Here is a 17042-nt window from a genome sequence, read left to right as displayed (position 1 = left end):
TGATCATTGAAGATGCTTGATTTTCGATGAAATCAGGATCATGCTACACGGAAAATTCATGAACATCCCCGTCAATAAAGGCTCGCCAGAACCTTCAAAAGGTACTCAGAATCCATCGCACACATCGCTCTTTTGTGTTTAATGCTCGCTTTCAAAGTCGTTTCACTCTTCAACATGTTTAAACACATCTGTCTGATCCTTGCGAAATTTTCGGCACTCTCCTTCGCTCTTTTTCGGCAAGCATCTTCACCAAATGAGTTATCGAGGGACCAATGCATCGCCTCGACCAACCAATGTGAACGCGTTGCATTTAACAATTCCTTAGCATTTAAATCCTTCGAACTAATGTAGTATCTCACCGTGATTTCTGACTCTTTCGCCACCGCTTCTTCTTGTCTCACAGAAACAACAATACCCATTCTTTTTAGCTCGGGCCAGTCAAAGAACACTTAAATCCTTGTTCGTTAGAGCCAGTCTTGTTTCTTGTCTGCCACGCGATTTTTCCTGTGTGCTATCTTGCCATCAATGGCAACCACCTCACCTTTGGTCAACTTACAACAATCTTTCATCCATTCATGTAATCGACTCGCACTTATCATTCCCATCGTTCTTGCTATTGTCGATGTTGAGGGAACGCCTTGACTAAAATCGCCAAATCGCTTCAAGAAATCCAACTTAGCTTCACCGTAAAGGCTAATCGCTTTCCAGTCGTCTTGACCAGAAAGCATAGCACAAATTGTTAACAGAATGATATCGGTTAACTTATGCTCGACTTTGCCTTGTTGTCGGTAATCTGGGATAACATCAAAATGCATAAATGGGTGCTGGTTACTCATTGTTGGACCTCCAATTTATCTATGGAGGTATTAGAAAACACTGAAAATGATCGTCAAATCGATCATCAGGCAATTGATTGTTATGTGATAACGCTAACGAGTGAAATTCAAAAATTGAGAACTCAATACGTCACGAACCCTTTAAACATGGGCATGTTCGTGAATTTTCCCTGGTTATAAGTCGTTTTTCTTTCCTGCCGGGTATCACTCAATATGCTAAAATGCTCTTTAAATTCCATATAATTCATGTTCGGCTTATCCTGCTTTGTAATAAACAGTATAAGATCACGCCTAGTTCGCTAGTTCAACCTGTTTCTTAAAATTTTATTACGAAAATCGAAGAGAAAGTGCGCCAATAACATGCGCGAGCCCTGATACTAATTTTGCCTATTAATCAAATTTAGGCGCATTTTTGAAAGAAAAGCCTTCTGCATCTTTATCAGATAATTGGGGCCCCCCCCCATCTACTGACTGCCATTCAACCCCAATTTCAGGATCATTCCAAAGAATTGAAACTTCACTCGAAGGGTCATAATAATCTGTACATTTATAAACAAACTCAGCTTCATCGCTAGTTACATAAAAACCATGGGCAAAACCTTCCGGCACCCATAGTTGGCACTTGTTTTCTGCTGAAAGGTAAACACCTACCCATTGCCCAAAGGTTGCTGAACTTTTTCTTAAATCAACAGCTACATCAAACACCTCACCAGAAACAACACGCACTAACTTACCTTGTGTATTTTCTGTTTGGTAATGTAAACCTCGTAAAATTCCTTTTTTCGACTTAGAATGGTTATCTTGAACAAAACTTGTTGGTTTTCCGGTAACTAATTCTTCGAATTTTGCTTGGTTCCATGTTTCCATAAAGAAGCCACGCTCATCACCGAACACCGTTGGCTCAATAATTTTCACATCAGGGATTTTAGTATCAATTACTTTCATATTATTATTCCGTGTAGGCTTTAATGTTGTTTAGAGCTGCCTTCCAATCACTTGCTTTAATAGAAAATGCATGCTTGATTTTCTTAGTACTAAGTCGCGAGTTACTTGGACGTTTTGCTGGTGTTGGGTACTGAGCAGTCGAAATGCTAGTTAAGCTTGGTTTTTTTGTCGTAATACCTTGCTCGTGTGCTTCATTAAAAATAGCCTCTGCAAATTCATACCAACTCACATGAGGAAGACCCGAGTAATGGTAGATACCATATTCAACTTCATCGCCTTTTATAATGCATTTTGCTATTTGAATGAGTGCATCAGCAATATCACCTGCATACGTAGGACCACCAAATTGGTCTCCAACAATGCTTAATGCATCACGAGTTGCTCCTAAGCGAAGCATGGTTTTCACAAAGTTATTGCCATTTTCACCAAATACCCAAGCTGTTCGAAGAATGATGTGCTTCTCACAAGCTTTCGCTACAGCAAGTTCACCAGCAAGTTTACTTTTTCCGTAAACACCCTGAGGGTTTGTGTGGTCAGTTTCTTCGTACTCCCCCTGTTTATTCCCTTCGAACACATAATCGGTAGAGATATGTAATATCACAGCACCTATTTCTTGCGCAGCTTGCGCTAGAAACTTTGGACCATCACGATTAATCGCATACGAAAGCTCCACTTGCTCTTCAGCTTTATCAACTGCTGTATGTGCTGCAGCGTTAATGATGATGGTAGGCTGAAATTCTTTCACTGTTGTATTTACCGCATCTTGATTGGTGATATCAAGGCGCTCTTTATCAAGTGCGAGTACTTCTGTGTTTTCAAGCTTGGCAAGTTGTTGAGTCAGGCAATACCCAACCTGACCATGACTACCGGTAATAAGTACTCGCATTAGTTAGTCACCTTTTTCATTGTACCTTCAATCAAGCGGGTTAAATATTGCCCGTATTCGTTTTTCATCATCGGTTTGGCAAGCTTTAGAACTTGCTCATCACTCAACCAACCATTACGCCAAGCTATCTCTTCTAAACAGGCAACTTTTAAACCTTGAACATTCTCGATGGTTTGTACAAAAGAGGATGCTTCGTGAAGGCTTTCATGAGTGCCTGTATCTAACCAAGCAAAGCCACGGCCTAATAACTCCACGTTCAGCGAACCATCATTAAGGTACATTTCGTTAAGCGTGGTAATTTCTAGTTCACCACGGTGAGATGGCTTCACTTGCTTTGCCATTTCAACCACTCGGTTATCATAGAAATATAAGCCAGTGACAGCATAATTAGATTTTGGTTTTTCCGGTTTCTCTTCGATAGATACAGCCTTCATATTTTCGTCAAATTCAACGACACCAAAGCGCTCAGGGTCTTTCACTTGGTAACCGAACACAGTCGCGCCCGACTCTCTCGAAGCGGCACTTTGTAGTGTTTTCGAAAAAGATTGACCATAGAAGATATTATCACCCAGCACTAAACATACACTGTCATCACCAATGAACTCTTCACCAATGATGAAAGCTTGTGCCAAACCGTCAGGACTTGGCTGAATCGCGTACTCAAGGTTAATACCGAAATCAGAGCCATCACCAAGTAAACGCTTAAAACCAGCATTGTCTTCTGGTGTGGTAATAATCAAAATATCTTTAATGCCAGCTAGCATTAATGTCGATATTGGGTAAAACACCATTGGTTTATCGTAAATCGGCAAGAGTTGCTTTGAAACACCGCGAGTCAACGGGTATAAACGCGTACCAGAACCGCCTGCAAGAACAATACCTTTCATTACTTTACCTCACCAGTTACTACACCTAATCGCTCTCGTTGGTAACTGCCATCTTGTACATTTTGGCACCACGTAGAATTATCTAAATACCATTGCACCGTTTTACGAAGACCAGTTTCAAACGTCTCCTCTGGTGACCAACCTAGCTCACGTTGCATTTTCGATGAGTCAATGGCGTAACGGCGGTCATGACCTGGGCGATCTTGTACATATGTAATCTGCTCTGCATATGCTGACTCTTTAGGTACTAATGTGTCTAAGATTTCACAAATAGTATTTACAACCTCGATGTTTTTCTTCTCGTTGTGGCCTCCGATATTGTAGGTTTCGCCCACTTTACCTTCTGTCACAACTTTATAGAGCGCTCTTGCATGGTCTTCGACAAACAACCAATCGCGGATCTGGTCGCCTTTGCCATAGATAGGAAGAGCTTTTCCTTCCAAAGCATTTAAAATTACTAATGGGATTAATTTTTCAGGGAAGTGGTAAGGACCATAGTTGTTTGAACAGTTGGTAACCATGGTTGGCAAGCCGTAGGTACGTAGCCATGCACGAACTAGGTGATCGCTTGATGCTTTTGACGCAGAGTATGGGCTTGATGGCGCATAAGATGTTGTCTCTAAGAACATTGGCAACTCAGCCCCACTTTCCACTTCATCAGGATGTGGAAGGTCACCGTAGACCTCATCAGTAGAAATGTGGTGAAAGCGAAATTCTGCTTTTGCACGTTCTTCAAGTGTATTCCAGTACTCGCGTGTCGCTTCTAACAGGGTATAAGTTCCGACAATATTGGTTTCGATAAACGCCGCGGGGCCAGTAATTGAACGGTCAACATGCGATTCAGCAGCTAGGTGCATTACCGCATCTGGTTTATGCTCAGCAAAAACACGGTCAAGTTCGGTTCGGTTGCAAATATCTACTTGCTCGAACGCGTAACGTTCATTCGAATCGATTTCAACAAGTGACTCTAAGTTTCCAGCATAGGTGAGCTTGTCTACGTTGATTACACTGTCAGATGTATCATTTATGATGTGACGAATAACAGCTGAGCCGATAAAACCTGCACCGCCAGTAACGAGAATTTTCATATTTTTTCCTGAATAACAAAGATCTTAAATATCTAGGAGCTATTGCTCTAAGCACTTTCTTCTCTTCTAAACGCAAACCTAACCAACACAATCGCTACACCCAACATTCCACCTAACAGTGCGCCTAACACTGCAATAAGTGCTCGTTTGGGTTTATCTCTGTTTAATGGCATTTGCACGTCATCTAAATATTGAAATGCAGCAAATTCTATACCAGGGTTTATTTTTGTGTCGTTAATTAGCGTTAGTTTTGAGTCTATCTGCTGTAAACGCGGTTCAATAACGCTCAAGTTTGATATCGTTTTTAACGCATTTATTTTTGCTTCAATGGCAGTGCTTCCTAGGTTAATTGAAAAAATCTCTTTCTCGCCTAAGTTTTGTACTGGTGTATTAACCTTTGCTGCTGTTGCTATTTGCAGTGCATACTCAGCACGTTGAATTTCAACTTCAAGGTTTTGCTTCGCTTGTAAAGAAAGTGCTGTTTTTTGCTGTAATAACTCATTCTTTTTAGTGTTAATAATGGCATTTAGGTTTTGCAAAGCATCTAAGCGCACAATATAACTAATATAATCAATATAGTTTTGTAACATATTATAACTATCTAGTTTTGTTGTTGCCTGAACCTTTAGCTCAATAATATTTTTATTGTTTTTATCAGGTTGTGAAATAGTTAGTTTACTAAACCATTCATTATATAAACGACGGGTAGCCTCATCGGCATCGGCATCGGCATCCAACTTATTCTTGAAATTTTGAAAGACAGCATTGCTGTCTAAAAAATCACGTTTATTTTTATTCGACTCAAAAGCCATGACAAATGACTGAAATAGCTGTTGAGGCATAACTAAACCATCTAAATAGTTATTCACCAACATCGTACCGTCTTCTTGGTAAACGTCAAAAATCGGTTGGTATTGCTTAACTTGAGACTGATATTCCCTAAAATCTTGAACCTGTGGTACCGCAATTTTTGCACTACTGCTCCACCATTCCTGCGCCGTTAGCGCATAAGTAATAGTACCAATCGCAAACACTAAGGTAGTTAAAATAATAATCCACTTCCCTTGCCAAAGAGCGATAAAAAGCTCTTTGAGATCAATTTCATCATTCTGCTCATAAAAGCTTGGAATTTGTGGGTGAGAAGGATTTGGGTTGGATGATTGGTAATGCTTGTTCACAAATTTCCCTTTTTTCTGACATTTAGGTATGCTACCGCCCTTGGGTATGGCCCCAATACGATAATACTTCATCTTGTGTAGCAGTTAGTCACTGCATTAATTGGCGAAATTGTACCTTAATCATACCAAAGTAGCGATAGTCAGATAGCGAGCTCTTAAATCACTCAGAATGAAGTCATTTTTACAGCCCGTTATCTTATCCAATCTAAACTCCATTTTTTTAACTACTCGAAATAACTGTGATGAAACCGACATATCAACAACAGCAATTGCTCACTCTGCAACCAGCTGGTGCTTCATCTATGCCACTCTTCCTAATGCTTCTTGAAATGTTATACTCCCATGTAGCTAACATTTATTCAGGACAAATCTATGATCATCGTAACTGGCGGCGCTGGCATGATTGGCAGCAACATAATCAAAGCACTTAATGAAAAAGGCATTAGCGACATTCTTGTTGTCGACAACCTTAAAAATGGTCGTAAGTTTCAAAACTTGGTCGACCTTGATATTGCTGACTATATGGACCGTGATGACTTTCTTGCTCAGGTTATGGCTGGTGATGATTTCGGCCCTATTGAAGCGGTATTCCATGAAGGTGCTTGCTCTGCGACCACCGAGTGGGATGGTAAATACATCATGCTCAATAACTATGAATACTCTAAAGAGTTGCTTCATTACTGCTTAGAGCGTGAGATTCCATTTTTGTATGCCTCTTCAGCTGCGACTTACGGCGATACCGACACATTCGTCGAGGAAAAACAATACGAAGGTGCATTAAACGTTTACGGTTATTCAAAACAGCAGTTTGATAACTATGTACGCCGCGTTTGGCAAGATGCACAGCAACATGGCGAGAAGCTTTCTCAAGTCACTGGTTTTCGTTATTTCAATGTTTATGGTCCGCGTGAACAGCATAAAGGCTCTATGGCTTCTGTTGCTTTTCACCTTAACAACCAAATGAATGCAGGGGAAAACCCTAAACTGTTTGCAGGCAGTGAAACCTTCCAACGTGATTTTGTTTACGTTGGTGACGTCGCTGCTGTGAACTTATGGTTTATGTACAGTGGTGTATCCGGCATTTATAACCTAGGTACGGGTAATGCCGAATCTTTCCAGGAAGTTGCAAAGGCCGTTATCAAACACCATGGTAAAGGTGAAGTGGAAACCATTCCATTCCCTGAACACTTAAAAGGTGCGTATCAAGAATTTACTCAAGCTGACTTGAGTAAACTCAGAAGCACTGGTTGTGATCACAAATTTAAAACTGTCGCTGAAGGTGTTGCTGAATATATGAGCATTATTAACGCTTAGTGATTTTAAGAGGGAGAAATTAACGTTATATTTCTCCCTCTTTACCAAATGTCGCTTTTCCAGAGGAAAGGCTGCGGGACATTTTTAGAGTTCACCAAGCTATAAAGAGAATGTATGAATATTTTGATGGCCTTGTCCCAGTTGGAAGTCACAGGGGCTGAAGTGTACGCAACAACTGTTGGCGATGAACTGACAAATAGAGGACATCGTGTATTTTACGTTTCAGACACCCTAACCAAGTCACATCAAGGGTTATTCTACAAACTCCGCTTTAATAAGCGTAGTATTCCTCGCCGTTTTTGGCACGTTGGCTATCTTATTTATCTGATACAAAAGCATAACATCCAGTTAGTGCATGCTCACTCAAGAGCATCGAGTTGGAGTTGTCATATTGCGTGTAAAATCACCGGAACACCTATGGTTACAACAGTACATGGTCGTCAGCCAGTGCACGCATCTCGCAAGAAATTTCACGCAATGGGCGACAAAGCCCTACCGGTTTGTGAAGCCATTGAACAACAACTCATTACTGAATTGGATGTTCCACAAAATTCGCTAATTGTTAGTCGAAATGGTATTGAAACTCAAGAGTTCGCTTGGCAAAACGCTCCTCAAAATAGCAAACCTGTTATCAGTATTATTGGTAGGTTAACCGGCCCCAAAGGGGAGCTTTGCTATCGATTACTCGATGAATGTTTAGACTCAGCGAACTACCATATTCAGGTCATATCAGGCTCTAAAATTGAAGCGCGTTTTGATAAGTTTACTTCTGACGTTCATTTTCTTGGTTATTCACAAGATGTTGTCTCAATACTAGCCCAGTCAGACTTAGTCATAGGTGCGGGTAGAGTTGCAATGGAATCCTTGCTGTGTGGAAGACCCACACTAGCAATAGGTGAAGCTAGCGCAGTTGGTATTGTCGATGACAATAATATCACTGCAGCCATGGCAAGCAATTTCGGTGACATCGGCCCTAAAGATCTCGATATTGACTTTACGCAAATTAGCCGACACGTAGAGCAAGGGTTGAAAATGAAGCACTGCTCACCACAGGTCAGCGAGATCATTAAGCATAGCTATAGCTTATCGAATATAGTCGATCAAATAGAAGATATTTACCAAACGGTTTACGTTGAAAAACTGCGTAAAGAGATGCCAATCATCATGTATCACCGCTTTATCAAAAATGATAGTGAAAAAGGTGTGCATGGAACTTATCTTCATATCAATATGCTTGAAAAACACTTCAAGTTACTCAAGCGCATGGGCTTTGAGACTCTGACGTTTAAAGACTTGGTAGATAAAAGGCTGATACACCGCCTTGAACCAAGTAAGCGCTATATCATGTTAACGGTTGATGATGGGTATCAAGACAATTACGAACTTCTGCTTCCTTTATTAAAAAAATATAACTTCAAAGCCGTTGTCTATGTTGTCACTGGTGAAAAATTTAACCGTTGGGATGTTGAGGCAAGCGAGAACCCAGATAAGCCCTTCCCTCTTATGACTAACGAGCAGATTAAAGCAATGGCTGATTCTGGCTACATAGAGATTGGTGGGCACACTCTCTCCCACCCATTCTTAAGTAAACTTTCGTATGAAGAACAAAAGAATGAAATTGAGCAGAACAAGCGTGAGCTAGAGTCAATCACTGGCAAACCGTTAACTTCATTTGCGTATCCGTATGGTGACCATAATCAAGATTCAAAGCTCTTAGCGCGCGAGTTAGGCTATCAATTTGCCGTTGCAACCAACAGTGGTCCTTTAGCTGTCCACCACGATCCGTATCAAATCCGACGTATTGCCATTTTTCCGAAGACAGATGTATTTGGCTTGTGGCGAAAGGTACGTGGTAATTATACGTTTAGAAAATCAATGAAATAATGAGAACTAGCCACGAATGAACAAATACCTTTCCATTAATAATTTTGCATTGTTATCATTATTTTTAGTGCCAGCATTACTGCTATCAACAAATAATTTTAGTGTTGTCGTTGTCGCGCTTACTGTTTTGTTTTCAATTTACTACCTAATTAAAAACAGAACTCATTGTGATTTTAATAAATATGACTTACTGATCATCTGCTGTCTTGGTGCTTACTTTTTCGCCAGCCTACCAATCACAATAGTCGATGGCAGTACATTCAGGTACTTTCAAGGCGGTAGTCGTTTATTGCTATGTATTCCTATTTATTTAATGTTCAGAAAAGCTTTCATCCTCCGCTCGGCACAAGCCTATGAGTGGTTATCTATTGGAATAATAGTTGGTTCTATTGGTACGCTAGTTCTTGCAATTTATCAATTTTTCATCCTCAATATGCCCCGTGTTGACGGTTTTCTCTTTAGTATCAACTTTGGTTACTTGGCATGCTCATTGGCATTTCTATCTTTATGTTTATCTATAAAAAAATCCAAATATAGAGTCTTATTATTTTTAGCATTTATCGCCTCAATCATTTCAACAACGTTAACTTTAACCCGTGGTGCCATTTTTGCTATTCCTATACTTCTAATATTTTGTGCCGTACTAAATTGGAAAAAACTAAACCTAAAATTAACATCAACTGTCATTGTAGGTTTTATTGCTCTATCGTTAGCAACTTACTGGAACTCCGATTCAGTAAAACAACGAATAGATTTTACAGCTTATGAAGTGTCTCATATTATTTCCGGGGATATAAAAGCGGCAATATCTACTGGCACTCGACTCTATTTGTGGAAAGCAGCAATAGAAGCATTTAAACAAAGTCCATTCATTGGTCTACCTTATAATGAACGGGAAGCTCTTAATAAACAACTGTATGCTGAAGGTAAAGTGAATGAATACACTCGAGATTTAAATCGTGGTCATGCTCATAGCCAATATTTCGAAATGCTCGCGAGTAATGGAATATTAGGTATAGTTGCCATTATTATGATGCTTGCAGTACCTTTTGTAGTCTTTACTCAACACTATAGGAAAACCAATAGTCTCTGGGGTTACACAGGTGCGGTTTTTGTCGCTGGGTTCATGCTCTTTTGCTTAACAGAAGCACCATTACAAGCCAACTTAATCAGCGCATTCTATGGCTTTATGCTTGCGACCTTTTTTGCCCTTGTCCGTATAGAAAAGTACAATGCCATTCAACAGCCAAACTGATGAGCAGCAGAACATGAAGATTCTGATTATCGGCCCTTCTTGGGTTGGCGACATGGTCATGTCGCAAAGCTTTTATGCAACATTGAAGCAAAACTACCCTACTGCGATGATTGATGTTCTCGCACCAGCGTGGTGTAAGCCGATTTTAGAGCGTATGCCAGAAATTAACAGTGCGATTGAAATGCCTATCGGGCATGGTGCATTTAACCTCGCAGGCCGCTGGGCACTGGCCAAAGAGTTAAAGCGCAATGGCTACACACACGCATACATTTTACCTAACTCGGCTAAGTCAGCTTTAATTCCACTATTTGCTGGCATTCCATCTCGTACGGGGTGGAAAGGTGAATTTCGTTATGGTTTGCTCAATGATCTTCGCCCAAATCGCAAAGTGTTTCAGTTTATGGTTGAGCGTTATGTTGCCCTTGCCTATTCAAAGACAAGCATGCTTAGTGAAGTTCAACTAGAAACTTGCCCTCGCCCTTCTCTCTCAATTGATAGCACAGCTCAACAGTATGCAATGTCAAGACTAGGCTTATCGACAACCAAACCGATTGTCGGTCTATGCCCAGGGGCTGAGTTTGGCCCGGCTAAAAGATGGCCAGATAAATACTATGCTGAAGTTGCCAACGCTTTGATTGAAAAAGGCCAACAAGTTTGGTTGTTTGGTTCGGCTAAAGATAAAGTGGTAACCAACGCTATTCGTAATTCACTGCCGAAGGAATTACAAAGCTCATGCTTTGATCTAGCGGGTGAAACCTCCTTAATTGAGGCCGTTGATTTACTTGCGGCTTGTCATACTGTCATCTGCAACGACTCAGGGCTCATGCATGTATCTGCCGCCGTTGGGTGCAATATTGTTGCAATATATGGCTCAAGCTCACCAAAATACACACCACCATTGGCAGATAATGTCGAAATTATACACACTGACATAGAATGCCGCCCTTGCTTTAAACGCGAGTGTCCACTTAAGCACCTTGACTGTTTGAACAAGCTATCACCAAACTTGGTAATGGCTGCCGTAAACAAATTTATTGGATAAACTTGATGCAACATCTTTGGTTTGAACGTGGTGCTTATGCATCCAAGCAAGCAAAAAAATACTTAACTCATGAGTTTTCACCCGAGAAAGTGAAAAAGATTGCGATCTTTCGTCACGCTGCATTAGGTGATCAAGTCATTGTTCGCCCCTTTCTTATTGAAGCGAGAAAGTTTTTTCCTAACGCGAAAATCACGCTAGTGGGTGTCTCTAACTATCAATATGGAACACCTTCAGATCTCGCTGATGAAACCATTTTTATGATTGGTCGACACCGCAAGCATGAACTGAACTGGAAGCAGAAAATCCAGCAATTTACGCAATTGGAAGAACAAGACATCATTTTTGATGTAGCTGGCACAAGTCGTTCTTATTGGATGACGTTGCTCAGTAAAGCAAAACTAAAATTTGGCTTCCCATATAAACCTTACCTATGTGGAAGTCTGTACAATATTGCAGTATTTCGCTCCGATTTTCAGCCAGAGCTTGAATGCATGCTCGATATGCTGAAAATGCTCGGACATAACCCACAAAGACCATTAGATTTTGGGTACCCAAGTCACCTGAAACTCTACGATAAAGAGCAAAGCAAACCTAACATTCTCTATTTTAATGGCGCATCAACTCAATCAAAAATTCTGACTCAGGAGCAAATGAAGAGTTTCATTGAACTCGCAATTACAACTTTTCCAAACCATCAACATGTCTATCTAGAAGGCAAAAATGATTTTGAAAAAGGTGATTTTCTTCGTCATTTAGAAGTTAACCGTAATTTCACGATTCAGCCTTGTCTGCCATTAGATGAACTAGTCGAATACATTGCCAAGGCACGCTTAGTGGTGGCTCCTGATACGGGAGTGAGAAATATTGCGGTGTCAACTCATACACCAACCGTTGGTATTTTCTACTCAACCGTGCCATTTAGATACACTCCACTAGAAGGTGATCACCGCATTGTCATGAATGCGAACGGTGATACTCCTAGTAACGAAAAAATTATTGCAGAGATGGCTACTGCATTAACACAAAATAAAGAGACACTATGAATAACTTCCCCATTATGGTTGCAAACCGCACCATCAAGTTGATTGGTAATATTTTTAAAGTGCTTTCATACCCATTTCACTTTATTTTTCCCAAAGTGCGATTCACTATTCCCGAGTATTCGCCAGCCAAAATTCAAACAAAAAATAGCAGTGGAGTGCCTAAAGTTATTTGGCAAACAAACTACTCAAATAACAGTACTCTACCGGTATATCTCAATTATCTATTTAACCGCTTAATGTCATTAAACTACGACTATCGCTATGTCAGCACCGAAGCACGAGAAGAATATTTACGTAAAAATGCATCACAAGAAGTTTATGATGCATATATGAAGTTGACTGATGGTGCTGCTCAAGCCGATTTATGGCGTGTGACCACTTTATACCAACAAGGTGGTATCTATATGGATATTGATGCCACACTGGTTTGGCCGCTTAGTTGGCAGCTAAAAGGTATCAATGACGCGTTATATATCAAGATCAAAAATGGTACCGAAATTACTAATTACTTTTTAGCGACAGCACCACAAAACCCTCATTTCCAAAAAGTGATGGATACGATTGTATATAACATCCAGAACTATGATGTTAAAAAAGGAGTTTACGGGACAACAGGACCAGCCGTATTCAATGATGTTTTAAAAGATGCATCCATTCAATATCGTCGTCGCCGCCATGTTTGTATTCAAGGCACATTTACCAATGAATATTTTCAATATTTAGATAAACCTCGTGGTAAGTGGACTCATCAGAAACCTGAAGATTTAATTAAGAAATAAATGAGGTCATTGTGTTAATTCGTTGGCTATATACACTCCTGCTTACTATTGTGTCTCCCTTTTTGATGTGGAGAGTGTATAGAAAACAAGATGGGAAGCCATCTGTTGGCTATCGCTGGAAAGAACATTTTGGCTTTACTCCGCCAATGGAAACTGATAAATCACCGATTTGGATCCACGCGGTATCCGTTGGAGAAACGCTTGCCGTTTCTCCATTGATAAAAAAACTCAAATCACAATATCCTGATCAGCCGATTGTTATTACCACCACAACGCCTACTGGCGCAGAACAAGCAGCTAAATTACAAGGCATCGCCGAACATCGCTATATGCCATTTGACTTCTCTTTTGCCATTCGTGGTTTTTTAAATGCTATCAAGCCTAGCCAACTACTCATCATGGAAACTGAGCTTTGGCCGAATACGCTACATACTGTTGCAAGAGCGGGTATTCCTATCACTATCATTAATGCTCGTTTATCTGAGCGTTCATGTCGACGGTATGCTAAATTTCAGCCGATTTTTAATTTACTAGCATCTAACTTAACGCGTGTACTTTGCCAATATCCAGATGATGCAAAGCGCTTCATTCGACTCGGATTACCTGCGGACAAAGTGACAGTCACCGGTTCGATGAAGTTTGATATCAATATCGATCAACAAACCATAGAAAAAGGCCAGCAGTTAAGGCATCAACTAGGTAAAGAACGACCAATTTGGATTGCCGCAAGCACTCACCAAGGTGAAGATGAACAAGTGTTAGCAGCTCATGCAAAAGTTCTGAAAAAACAATCTAACGCATTACTTATTCTTGTCCCACGCCATCCAGAGCGATTTAATGCTGTTTTTGAGTTGTGTAAAACACAATTTATTAGTGTGCGACGAACAGAAACAGAGGCTGAACTTGATCCAGAAGTGCAGGTGTATCTAGGTGATACAATGGGAGAAATGCTAGTACTAATGGGAGCTGCTGACATTTGTTTTATGGGCGGAAGCTTACTGGGTGATAAAGTTGGAGGTCATAATATGCTTGAGCCTGCAGCCCTAGGTAAACCAGTGCTAACAGGACCAAGTTACTATAATTTTACGGATATAACAGAACAACTAATCAAAGCTGAGGGATTAGAGGTTGTCACTACAGCGAAAGCAATCTCAAAATCTATATCTCAAGCATTCAATGATAAAAATGTACTTCACTCTAAATCACAATCAGCTCGACTCGTAATTGATAAAAACCGTGGATCACTAGCGAATACAATATCAGCCATTGAACTAAGAATTTAATTAGATTAGTGCTTGCTTTAGCTGTTCCTCTCCGAAATTATTGATGTCTGTAATAGCAATAATAACATTTGCATGTTCAGAGTTAGGGTGCCAGTTACTAAAATTAACCTTATCTTGTTTATAAATTGCAATCTGCTTCTTATTAAAACCAGATGCGATATGCACAATTGATGTATCAACAGAAACCACTAACTTCGCTTTTTCGACAATAGCAATGGCATCATAAATAGAGTCACTCTGATCAAAGTGACTAATGCTTGTAGTAGTAAGGGACATAGAGTCTAAAAGCTCTCTTGTATCAGGAGCCGACAATAGAACCACACTCAATGACTTATCCCACTCTTTGATTGCACTGATGATTTTATTTACCGAGTCCTTGTTCAACTTTCTTTCGCTACCACTACCAAAAGGATTAATTAGCACAAATTTATCAATATTATTTTCACTCAAAAAGTTTTGTGCTTTTTCCATAGAAGAGGGGACAAGAGGAACTATATAATTCTCAGCAGGTTCAGTTATACCTAACAGAGTCGCAATATAGTTAAACTTATCAGCATAATGCATATTTATAATATCATTAGAAACATTGAAATTAATCAAATTTAAATTAGAGTCTAGGCCAATATTTATTTTAGACTTTAACTTGTTCAGTAAATAAATATCCTTCATCTTCATATCAAGATTTAAAGAAACGACTACATCGACCGACCCTACTTGCTCACAGACGTCTTTCATTTCACTGTATGATGGTCGCTTACTTAGATGCACGACTTGATCAACACCAAAATGTTCTTCGAACAGGGGGGCCATCGCAGAGGTAGTCAGCACTTTAATTTTTATTTCTGGGCGGTACTTTTTAAGTTTCTTGAGCACCCCAGAAGAAACAATAGCATCGCCTAGTTTTGCATCATTACGGATAAATAGAATGCTCTTAGTATTAACTAAATCAAAATTGGTTACTTTCTTTTTATCAAATAACCAAACGCCTAGCTGTCTTCTAACAACATCACGGAAGCGCTGCAAACGGCTAACAATAAATCTCATATCTATCCTTTGTATGTTGAAAATAAGATGAGAAAGTCACTTTGAGACCAATGAATCCCTCGCTTACCCACTTCTTTTTCAAACGATCGCTTCAATCGTTCCAGATTTCCTTGTTTCCAGCTATTCCCGCCCTGCTGATAACATTTATCAAAATCAATAATCCATACCTTCTCTTGATCATCAATTAAGATGTTATGAATATTGAGATCGGTGTGATTGACTTGTACATCGTGCATTTTGCGGATTTCTCGACCTATTGTTTCATACATTTCGGTCGGTAATGGGCGTTCTTGTAAAATAGACACCAGATCGCGTGCCTTTGGGATTTTTTCGCTGAGTAAATCTGCTTGATAACAAAAAGTGCGCTTCACTGCTCGCGCTGCAATCGGCCGTGGAACATTCACCCCAGCCTCTCTCAGTGTATTAAGTAATTCGAATTCTTGAAAACTGCGAGTTTTCTGCCAACCTGAAAAAAGGTAGTGGTCACTCACTAACTTACCGAACAATCCACCACGCTTATAATGGCGTAGTGCAGCCTCTATCTTTTCAGCTTGTACAAACCACGTTGTGCCACGCCCAGTAGCACTCCCAGTAACTTTTCCTAAATACTGCCAATATTCTATATTGAAGCATAATCGAGGATCTTCACTCAGCAGGTCCTGATTTAGCCATATAACTTGATTGGAACTTTTTATTTGCTTAAACAAATGCATTCCTCTAAATCGAGCTACTCATATTTACGAAAAGTAGTGTAGAACCAAGACAATCGACAAAAACGATAGAAACGATACACCTCTCGAAAAAGTTTATACAAAATAGGAACTTTTGATTGTGTTTCACTTTGAATGGTACTTACTTCGCTAGATTCACCATTTTTAACAGCGTAAGGTTGGATACCAACACACAACAATTTCGTTCTATATGACTCACCAATATAATTATCGACCGCACATAACCATCTATCACTATGCTTCAGCAATTTCTTTGCCCCTTCTGGACTTATGCTGTAACCACGAGTACCTGCTCGATTGTCTTTCCAAAGCACTAGCTTCAAATCTTTATAAGAATCAATCTCTTTAAACTCTTGATGCTGACTCTCAACACGTAAGTACTCATATCCTTGTTGATGTAATGTTGGAAGGCTCTCTAATATCTCTTTAAAATGCTCAGTTGGTAAGCAGTCATCTTCTAAAATAAGTATAGGCTTATCAAGTTCTACGCATTTTTGCCAAAGTTTATAGTGGCTTGCGTAACACCCTCTTTCACCTGGAGATAGAGGACGACTTCTAAACAAAATTCTGTGCTTGTCATCAGGTAATCCAATCAGATCATCTGGAAGCCCTTTACGCCCATCGACAGCTTCAAAAAACTCAAACTTAACATCAATATGATTAAATGCTTCCAATATCTGCTGACGCCTATCAACAGAAGAAGGTAAGTTAATTACATAAATTTTCATTTCAAAACTCTTATATTAGAAAATAAAAACACCATATAAACTTCCAAGGATATTGATGTTAAACCCAGCCATTTCTCTTGGTATTTTACATTTATCAGCGCTGTCTGCATAATTCTTAC

The 17042-nt window shown here is 39.8% G+C and carries 17 protein-coding genes; 7 read left to right on the top strand and 10 right to left on the bottom strand.

The annotated features are described in order from the left end of the window. Positions 1-71: 71 nt before the first annotated feature. The 7 genes from AACQ79_RS01095 to AACQ79_RS01065 form a co-directional block, all read right to left on the bottom strand. The gene (locus tag AACQ79_RS01095) at positions 72-449 is read right to left on the bottom strand and encodes an ISAs1 family transposase (protein WP_274693729.1); all 378 of its coding nucleotides are present in this window, start codon (positions 447-449) and stop codon (positions 72-74) included. A 15-nt stretch (positions 450-464) separates the two neighbouring features. Continuing rightward, complete coding sequence (locus AACQ79_RS01090) at positions 465-836, bottom strand: ISAs1 family transposase (protein WP_272870527.1); 372 nt, start codon at positions 834-836, stop codon at positions 465-467. Between the two features lie 390 nt (positions 837-1226). Continuing rightward, entirely contained in the window at positions 1227-1781 is a 555-nt protein-coding gene (gene rfbC, locus AACQ79_RS01085) for a dTDP-4-dehydrorhamnose 3,5-epimerase (protein ID WP_170899585.1), read from the bottom strand. A 4-nt stretch (positions 1782-1785) separates the two neighbouring features. After that, complete coding sequence (gene rfbD / locus AACQ79_RS01080) at positions 1786-2667, bottom strand: dTDP-4-dehydrorhamnose reductase (protein WP_170899584.1); 882 nt, start codon at positions 2665-2667, stop codon at positions 1786-1788. Continuing rightward, on the bottom strand, positions 2667-3554 hold the full coding sequence (gene rfbA, locus AACQ79_RS01075; protein WP_170899583.1) for a glucose-1-phosphate thymidylyltransferase RfbA: 888 nt from the start codon (positions 3552-3554) through the stop codon (positions 2667-2669). The genes rfbD and rfbA overlap by 1 nt, the downstream gene beginning before the upstream one ends. Beyond that, on the bottom strand, positions 3554-4642 hold the full coding sequence (gene rfbB / locus AACQ79_RS01070) for a dTDP-glucose 4,6-dehydratase (protein ID WP_170899582.1): 1089 nt from the start codon (positions 4640-4642) through the stop codon (positions 3554-3556). The genes rfbA and rfbB overlap by 1 nt, the downstream gene beginning before the upstream one ends. 47 nt (positions 4643-4689) lie before the next feature. Beyond that, entirely contained in the window at positions 4690-5820 is a 1131-nt protein-coding gene (locus tag AACQ79_RS01065; RefSeq protein WP_339366729.1) for an LPS O-antigen chain length determinant protein WzzB, read from the bottom strand. Between the two features lie 372 nt (positions 5821-6192). Between AACQ79_RS01065 and rfaD the strand changes: the two genes are divergently transcribed. The 7 genes from rfaD (at position 6193) to waaA (ending at position 14420) form a co-directional block, all read left to right on the top strand. Continuing rightward, a complete protein-coding gene (gene rfaD, locus AACQ79_RS01060; protein WP_170899580.1) occupies positions 6193-7134 on the top strand; it encodes an ADP-glyceromanno-heptose 6-epimerase in 942 nt (313 codons plus the stop codon). Between the two features lie 114 nt (positions 7135-7248). Next, positions 7249-9018, top strand: coding sequence for a polysaccharide deacetylase family protein (locus tag AACQ79_RS01055; protein ID WP_170899579.1), 1770 nt, complete (start codon positions 7249-7251; stop codon positions 9016-9018). Positions 9019-9034: 16 nt separating this feature from the next. Beyond that, a complete protein-coding gene (locus tag AACQ79_RS01050) occupies positions 9035-10273 on the top strand; it encodes an O-antigen ligase family protein (RefSeq protein WP_170899578.1) in 1239 nt (412 codons plus the stop codon). A 13-nt stretch (positions 10274-10286) separates the two neighbouring features. Beyond that, a complete protein-coding gene (gene waaF / locus AACQ79_RS01045) occupies positions 10287-11315 on the top strand; it encodes a lipopolysaccharide heptosyltransferase II (protein ID WP_170899609.1) in 1029 nt (342 codons plus the stop codon). 5 nt (positions 11316-11320) lie between these two features. Then, the gene (locus AACQ79_RS01040; RefSeq protein ID WP_170899577.1) at positions 11321-12358 is read left to right on the top strand and encodes a glycosyltransferase family 9 protein; all 1038 of its coding nucleotides are present in this window, start codon (positions 11321-11323) and stop codon (positions 12356-12358) included. After that, positions 12355-13137, top strand: coding sequence for a glycosyltransferase family 32 protein (locus AACQ79_RS01035; protein WP_170899576.1), 783 nt, complete (start codon positions 12355-12357; stop codon positions 13135-13137). Before AACQ79_RS01040 ends, AACQ79_RS01035 begins: the two co-directional genes overlap by 4 nt. 11 nt (positions 13138-13148) lie before the next feature. Further along, on the top strand, positions 13149-14420 hold the full coding sequence (gene waaA, locus AACQ79_RS01030) for a lipid IV(A) 3-deoxy-D-manno-octulosonic acid transferase (protein WP_170899575.1): 1272 nt from the start codon (positions 13149-13151) through the stop codon (positions 14418-14420). Here waaA and AACQ79_RS01025 read toward each other — a convergent pair whose 3' ends face one another. From AACQ79_RS01025 to AACQ79_RS01015, 3 genes are read right to left on the bottom strand one after another with little or no spacing between them, the layout of a single operon-like run. Further along, on the bottom strand, positions 14421-15464 hold the full coding sequence (locus AACQ79_RS01025; RefSeq protein WP_170899574.1) for a glycosyltransferase family 9 protein: 1044 nt from the start codon (positions 15462-15464) through the stop codon (positions 14421-14423). A gap of 2 nt (positions 15465-15466) precedes the next feature. Continuing rightward, positions 15467-16177 (bottom strand): 3-deoxy-D-manno-octulosonic acid kinase, encoded by a 711-nt coding sequence (locus tag AACQ79_RS01020; protein WP_170899573.1) that lies wholly within the window; start codon positions 16175-16177, stop codon positions 15467-15469. 14 nt (positions 16178-16191) lie between these two features. Next, positions 16192-16923 (bottom strand): glycosyltransferase family 25 protein, encoded by a 732-nt coding sequence (locus AACQ79_RS01015; RefSeq protein WP_168780691.1) that lies wholly within the window; start codon positions 16921-16923, stop codon positions 16192-16194. Positions 16924-17042: the final 119 nt, after the last annotated feature.

The sequence above is a fragment of the Vibrio sp. 3-2(1) genome (assembly GCF_963887575.1).
Classification (GTDB): domain Bacteria; phylum Pseudomonadota; class Gammaproteobacteria; order Enterobacterales; family Vibrionaceae; genus Vibrio; species Vibrio anguillarum.
This window is presented reverse-complemented; position numbering and strand designations above follow the sequence as displayed.

Excerpts from the sequence above, each read along its gene's own strand:
- rfbD (WP_170899584.1), bottom strand. The coding sequence starts at position 2,667 with ATGCGAGTACTTATTACCGGTAGTCATGGTCAGGTTGGGTATTGCCTG.
- AACQ79_RS01015 (WP_168780691.1), bottom strand. The coding sequence starts at position 16,923 with ATGAAAATTTATGTAATTAACTTACCTTCTTCTGTTGATAGGCGTCAG.
- rfbC (WP_170899585.1), bottom strand. The coding sequence starts at position 1,781 with ATGAAAGTAATTGATACTAAAATCCCTGATGTGAAAATTATTGAGCCA.
- AACQ79_RS01040 (WP_170899577.1), top strand. The coding sequence starts at position 11,321 with ATGCAACATCTTTGGTTTGAACGTGGTGCTTATGCATCCAAGCAAGCA.
- AACQ79_RS01050 (WP_170899578.1), top strand. The coding sequence starts at position 9,035 with ATGAACAAATACCTTTCCATTAATAATTTTGCATTGTTATCATTATTT.
- AACQ79_RS01055 (WP_170899579.1), top strand. The coding sequence starts at position 7,249 with ATGAATATTTTGATGGCCTTGTCCCAGTTGGAAGTCACAGGGGCTGAA.
- rfaD (WP_170899580.1), top strand. The coding sequence starts at position 6,193 with ATGATCATCGTAACTGGCGGCGCTGGCATGATTGGCAGCAACATAATC.
- AACQ79_RS01090 (WP_272870527.1), bottom strand. The coding sequence starts at position 836 with ATGAGTAACCAGCACCCATTTATGCATTTTGATGTTATCCCAGATTAC.
- rfbA (WP_170899583.1), bottom strand. The coding sequence starts at position 3,554 with ATGAAAGGTATTGTTCTTGCAGGCGGTTCTGGTACGCGTTTATACCCG.
- AACQ79_RS01020 (WP_170899573.1), bottom strand. The coding sequence starts at position 16,177 with ATGCATTTGTTTAAGCAAATAAAAAGTTCCAATCAAGTTATATGGCTA.
- AACQ79_RS01025 (WP_170899574.1), bottom strand. The coding sequence starts at position 15,464 with ATGAGATTTATTGTTAGCCGTTTGCAGCGCTTCCGTGATGTTGTTAGA.
- AACQ79_RS01035 (WP_170899576.1), top strand. The coding sequence starts at position 12,355 with ATGAATAACTTCCCCATTATGGTTGCAAACCGCACCATCAAGTTGATT.
- rfbB (WP_170899582.1), bottom strand. The coding sequence starts at position 4,642 with ATGAAAATTCTCGTTACTGGCGGTGCAGGTTTTATCGGCTCAGCTGTT.
- waaF (WP_170899609.1), top strand. The coding sequence starts at position 10,287 with ATGAAGATTCTGATTATCGGCCCTTCTTGGGTTGGCGACATGGTCATG.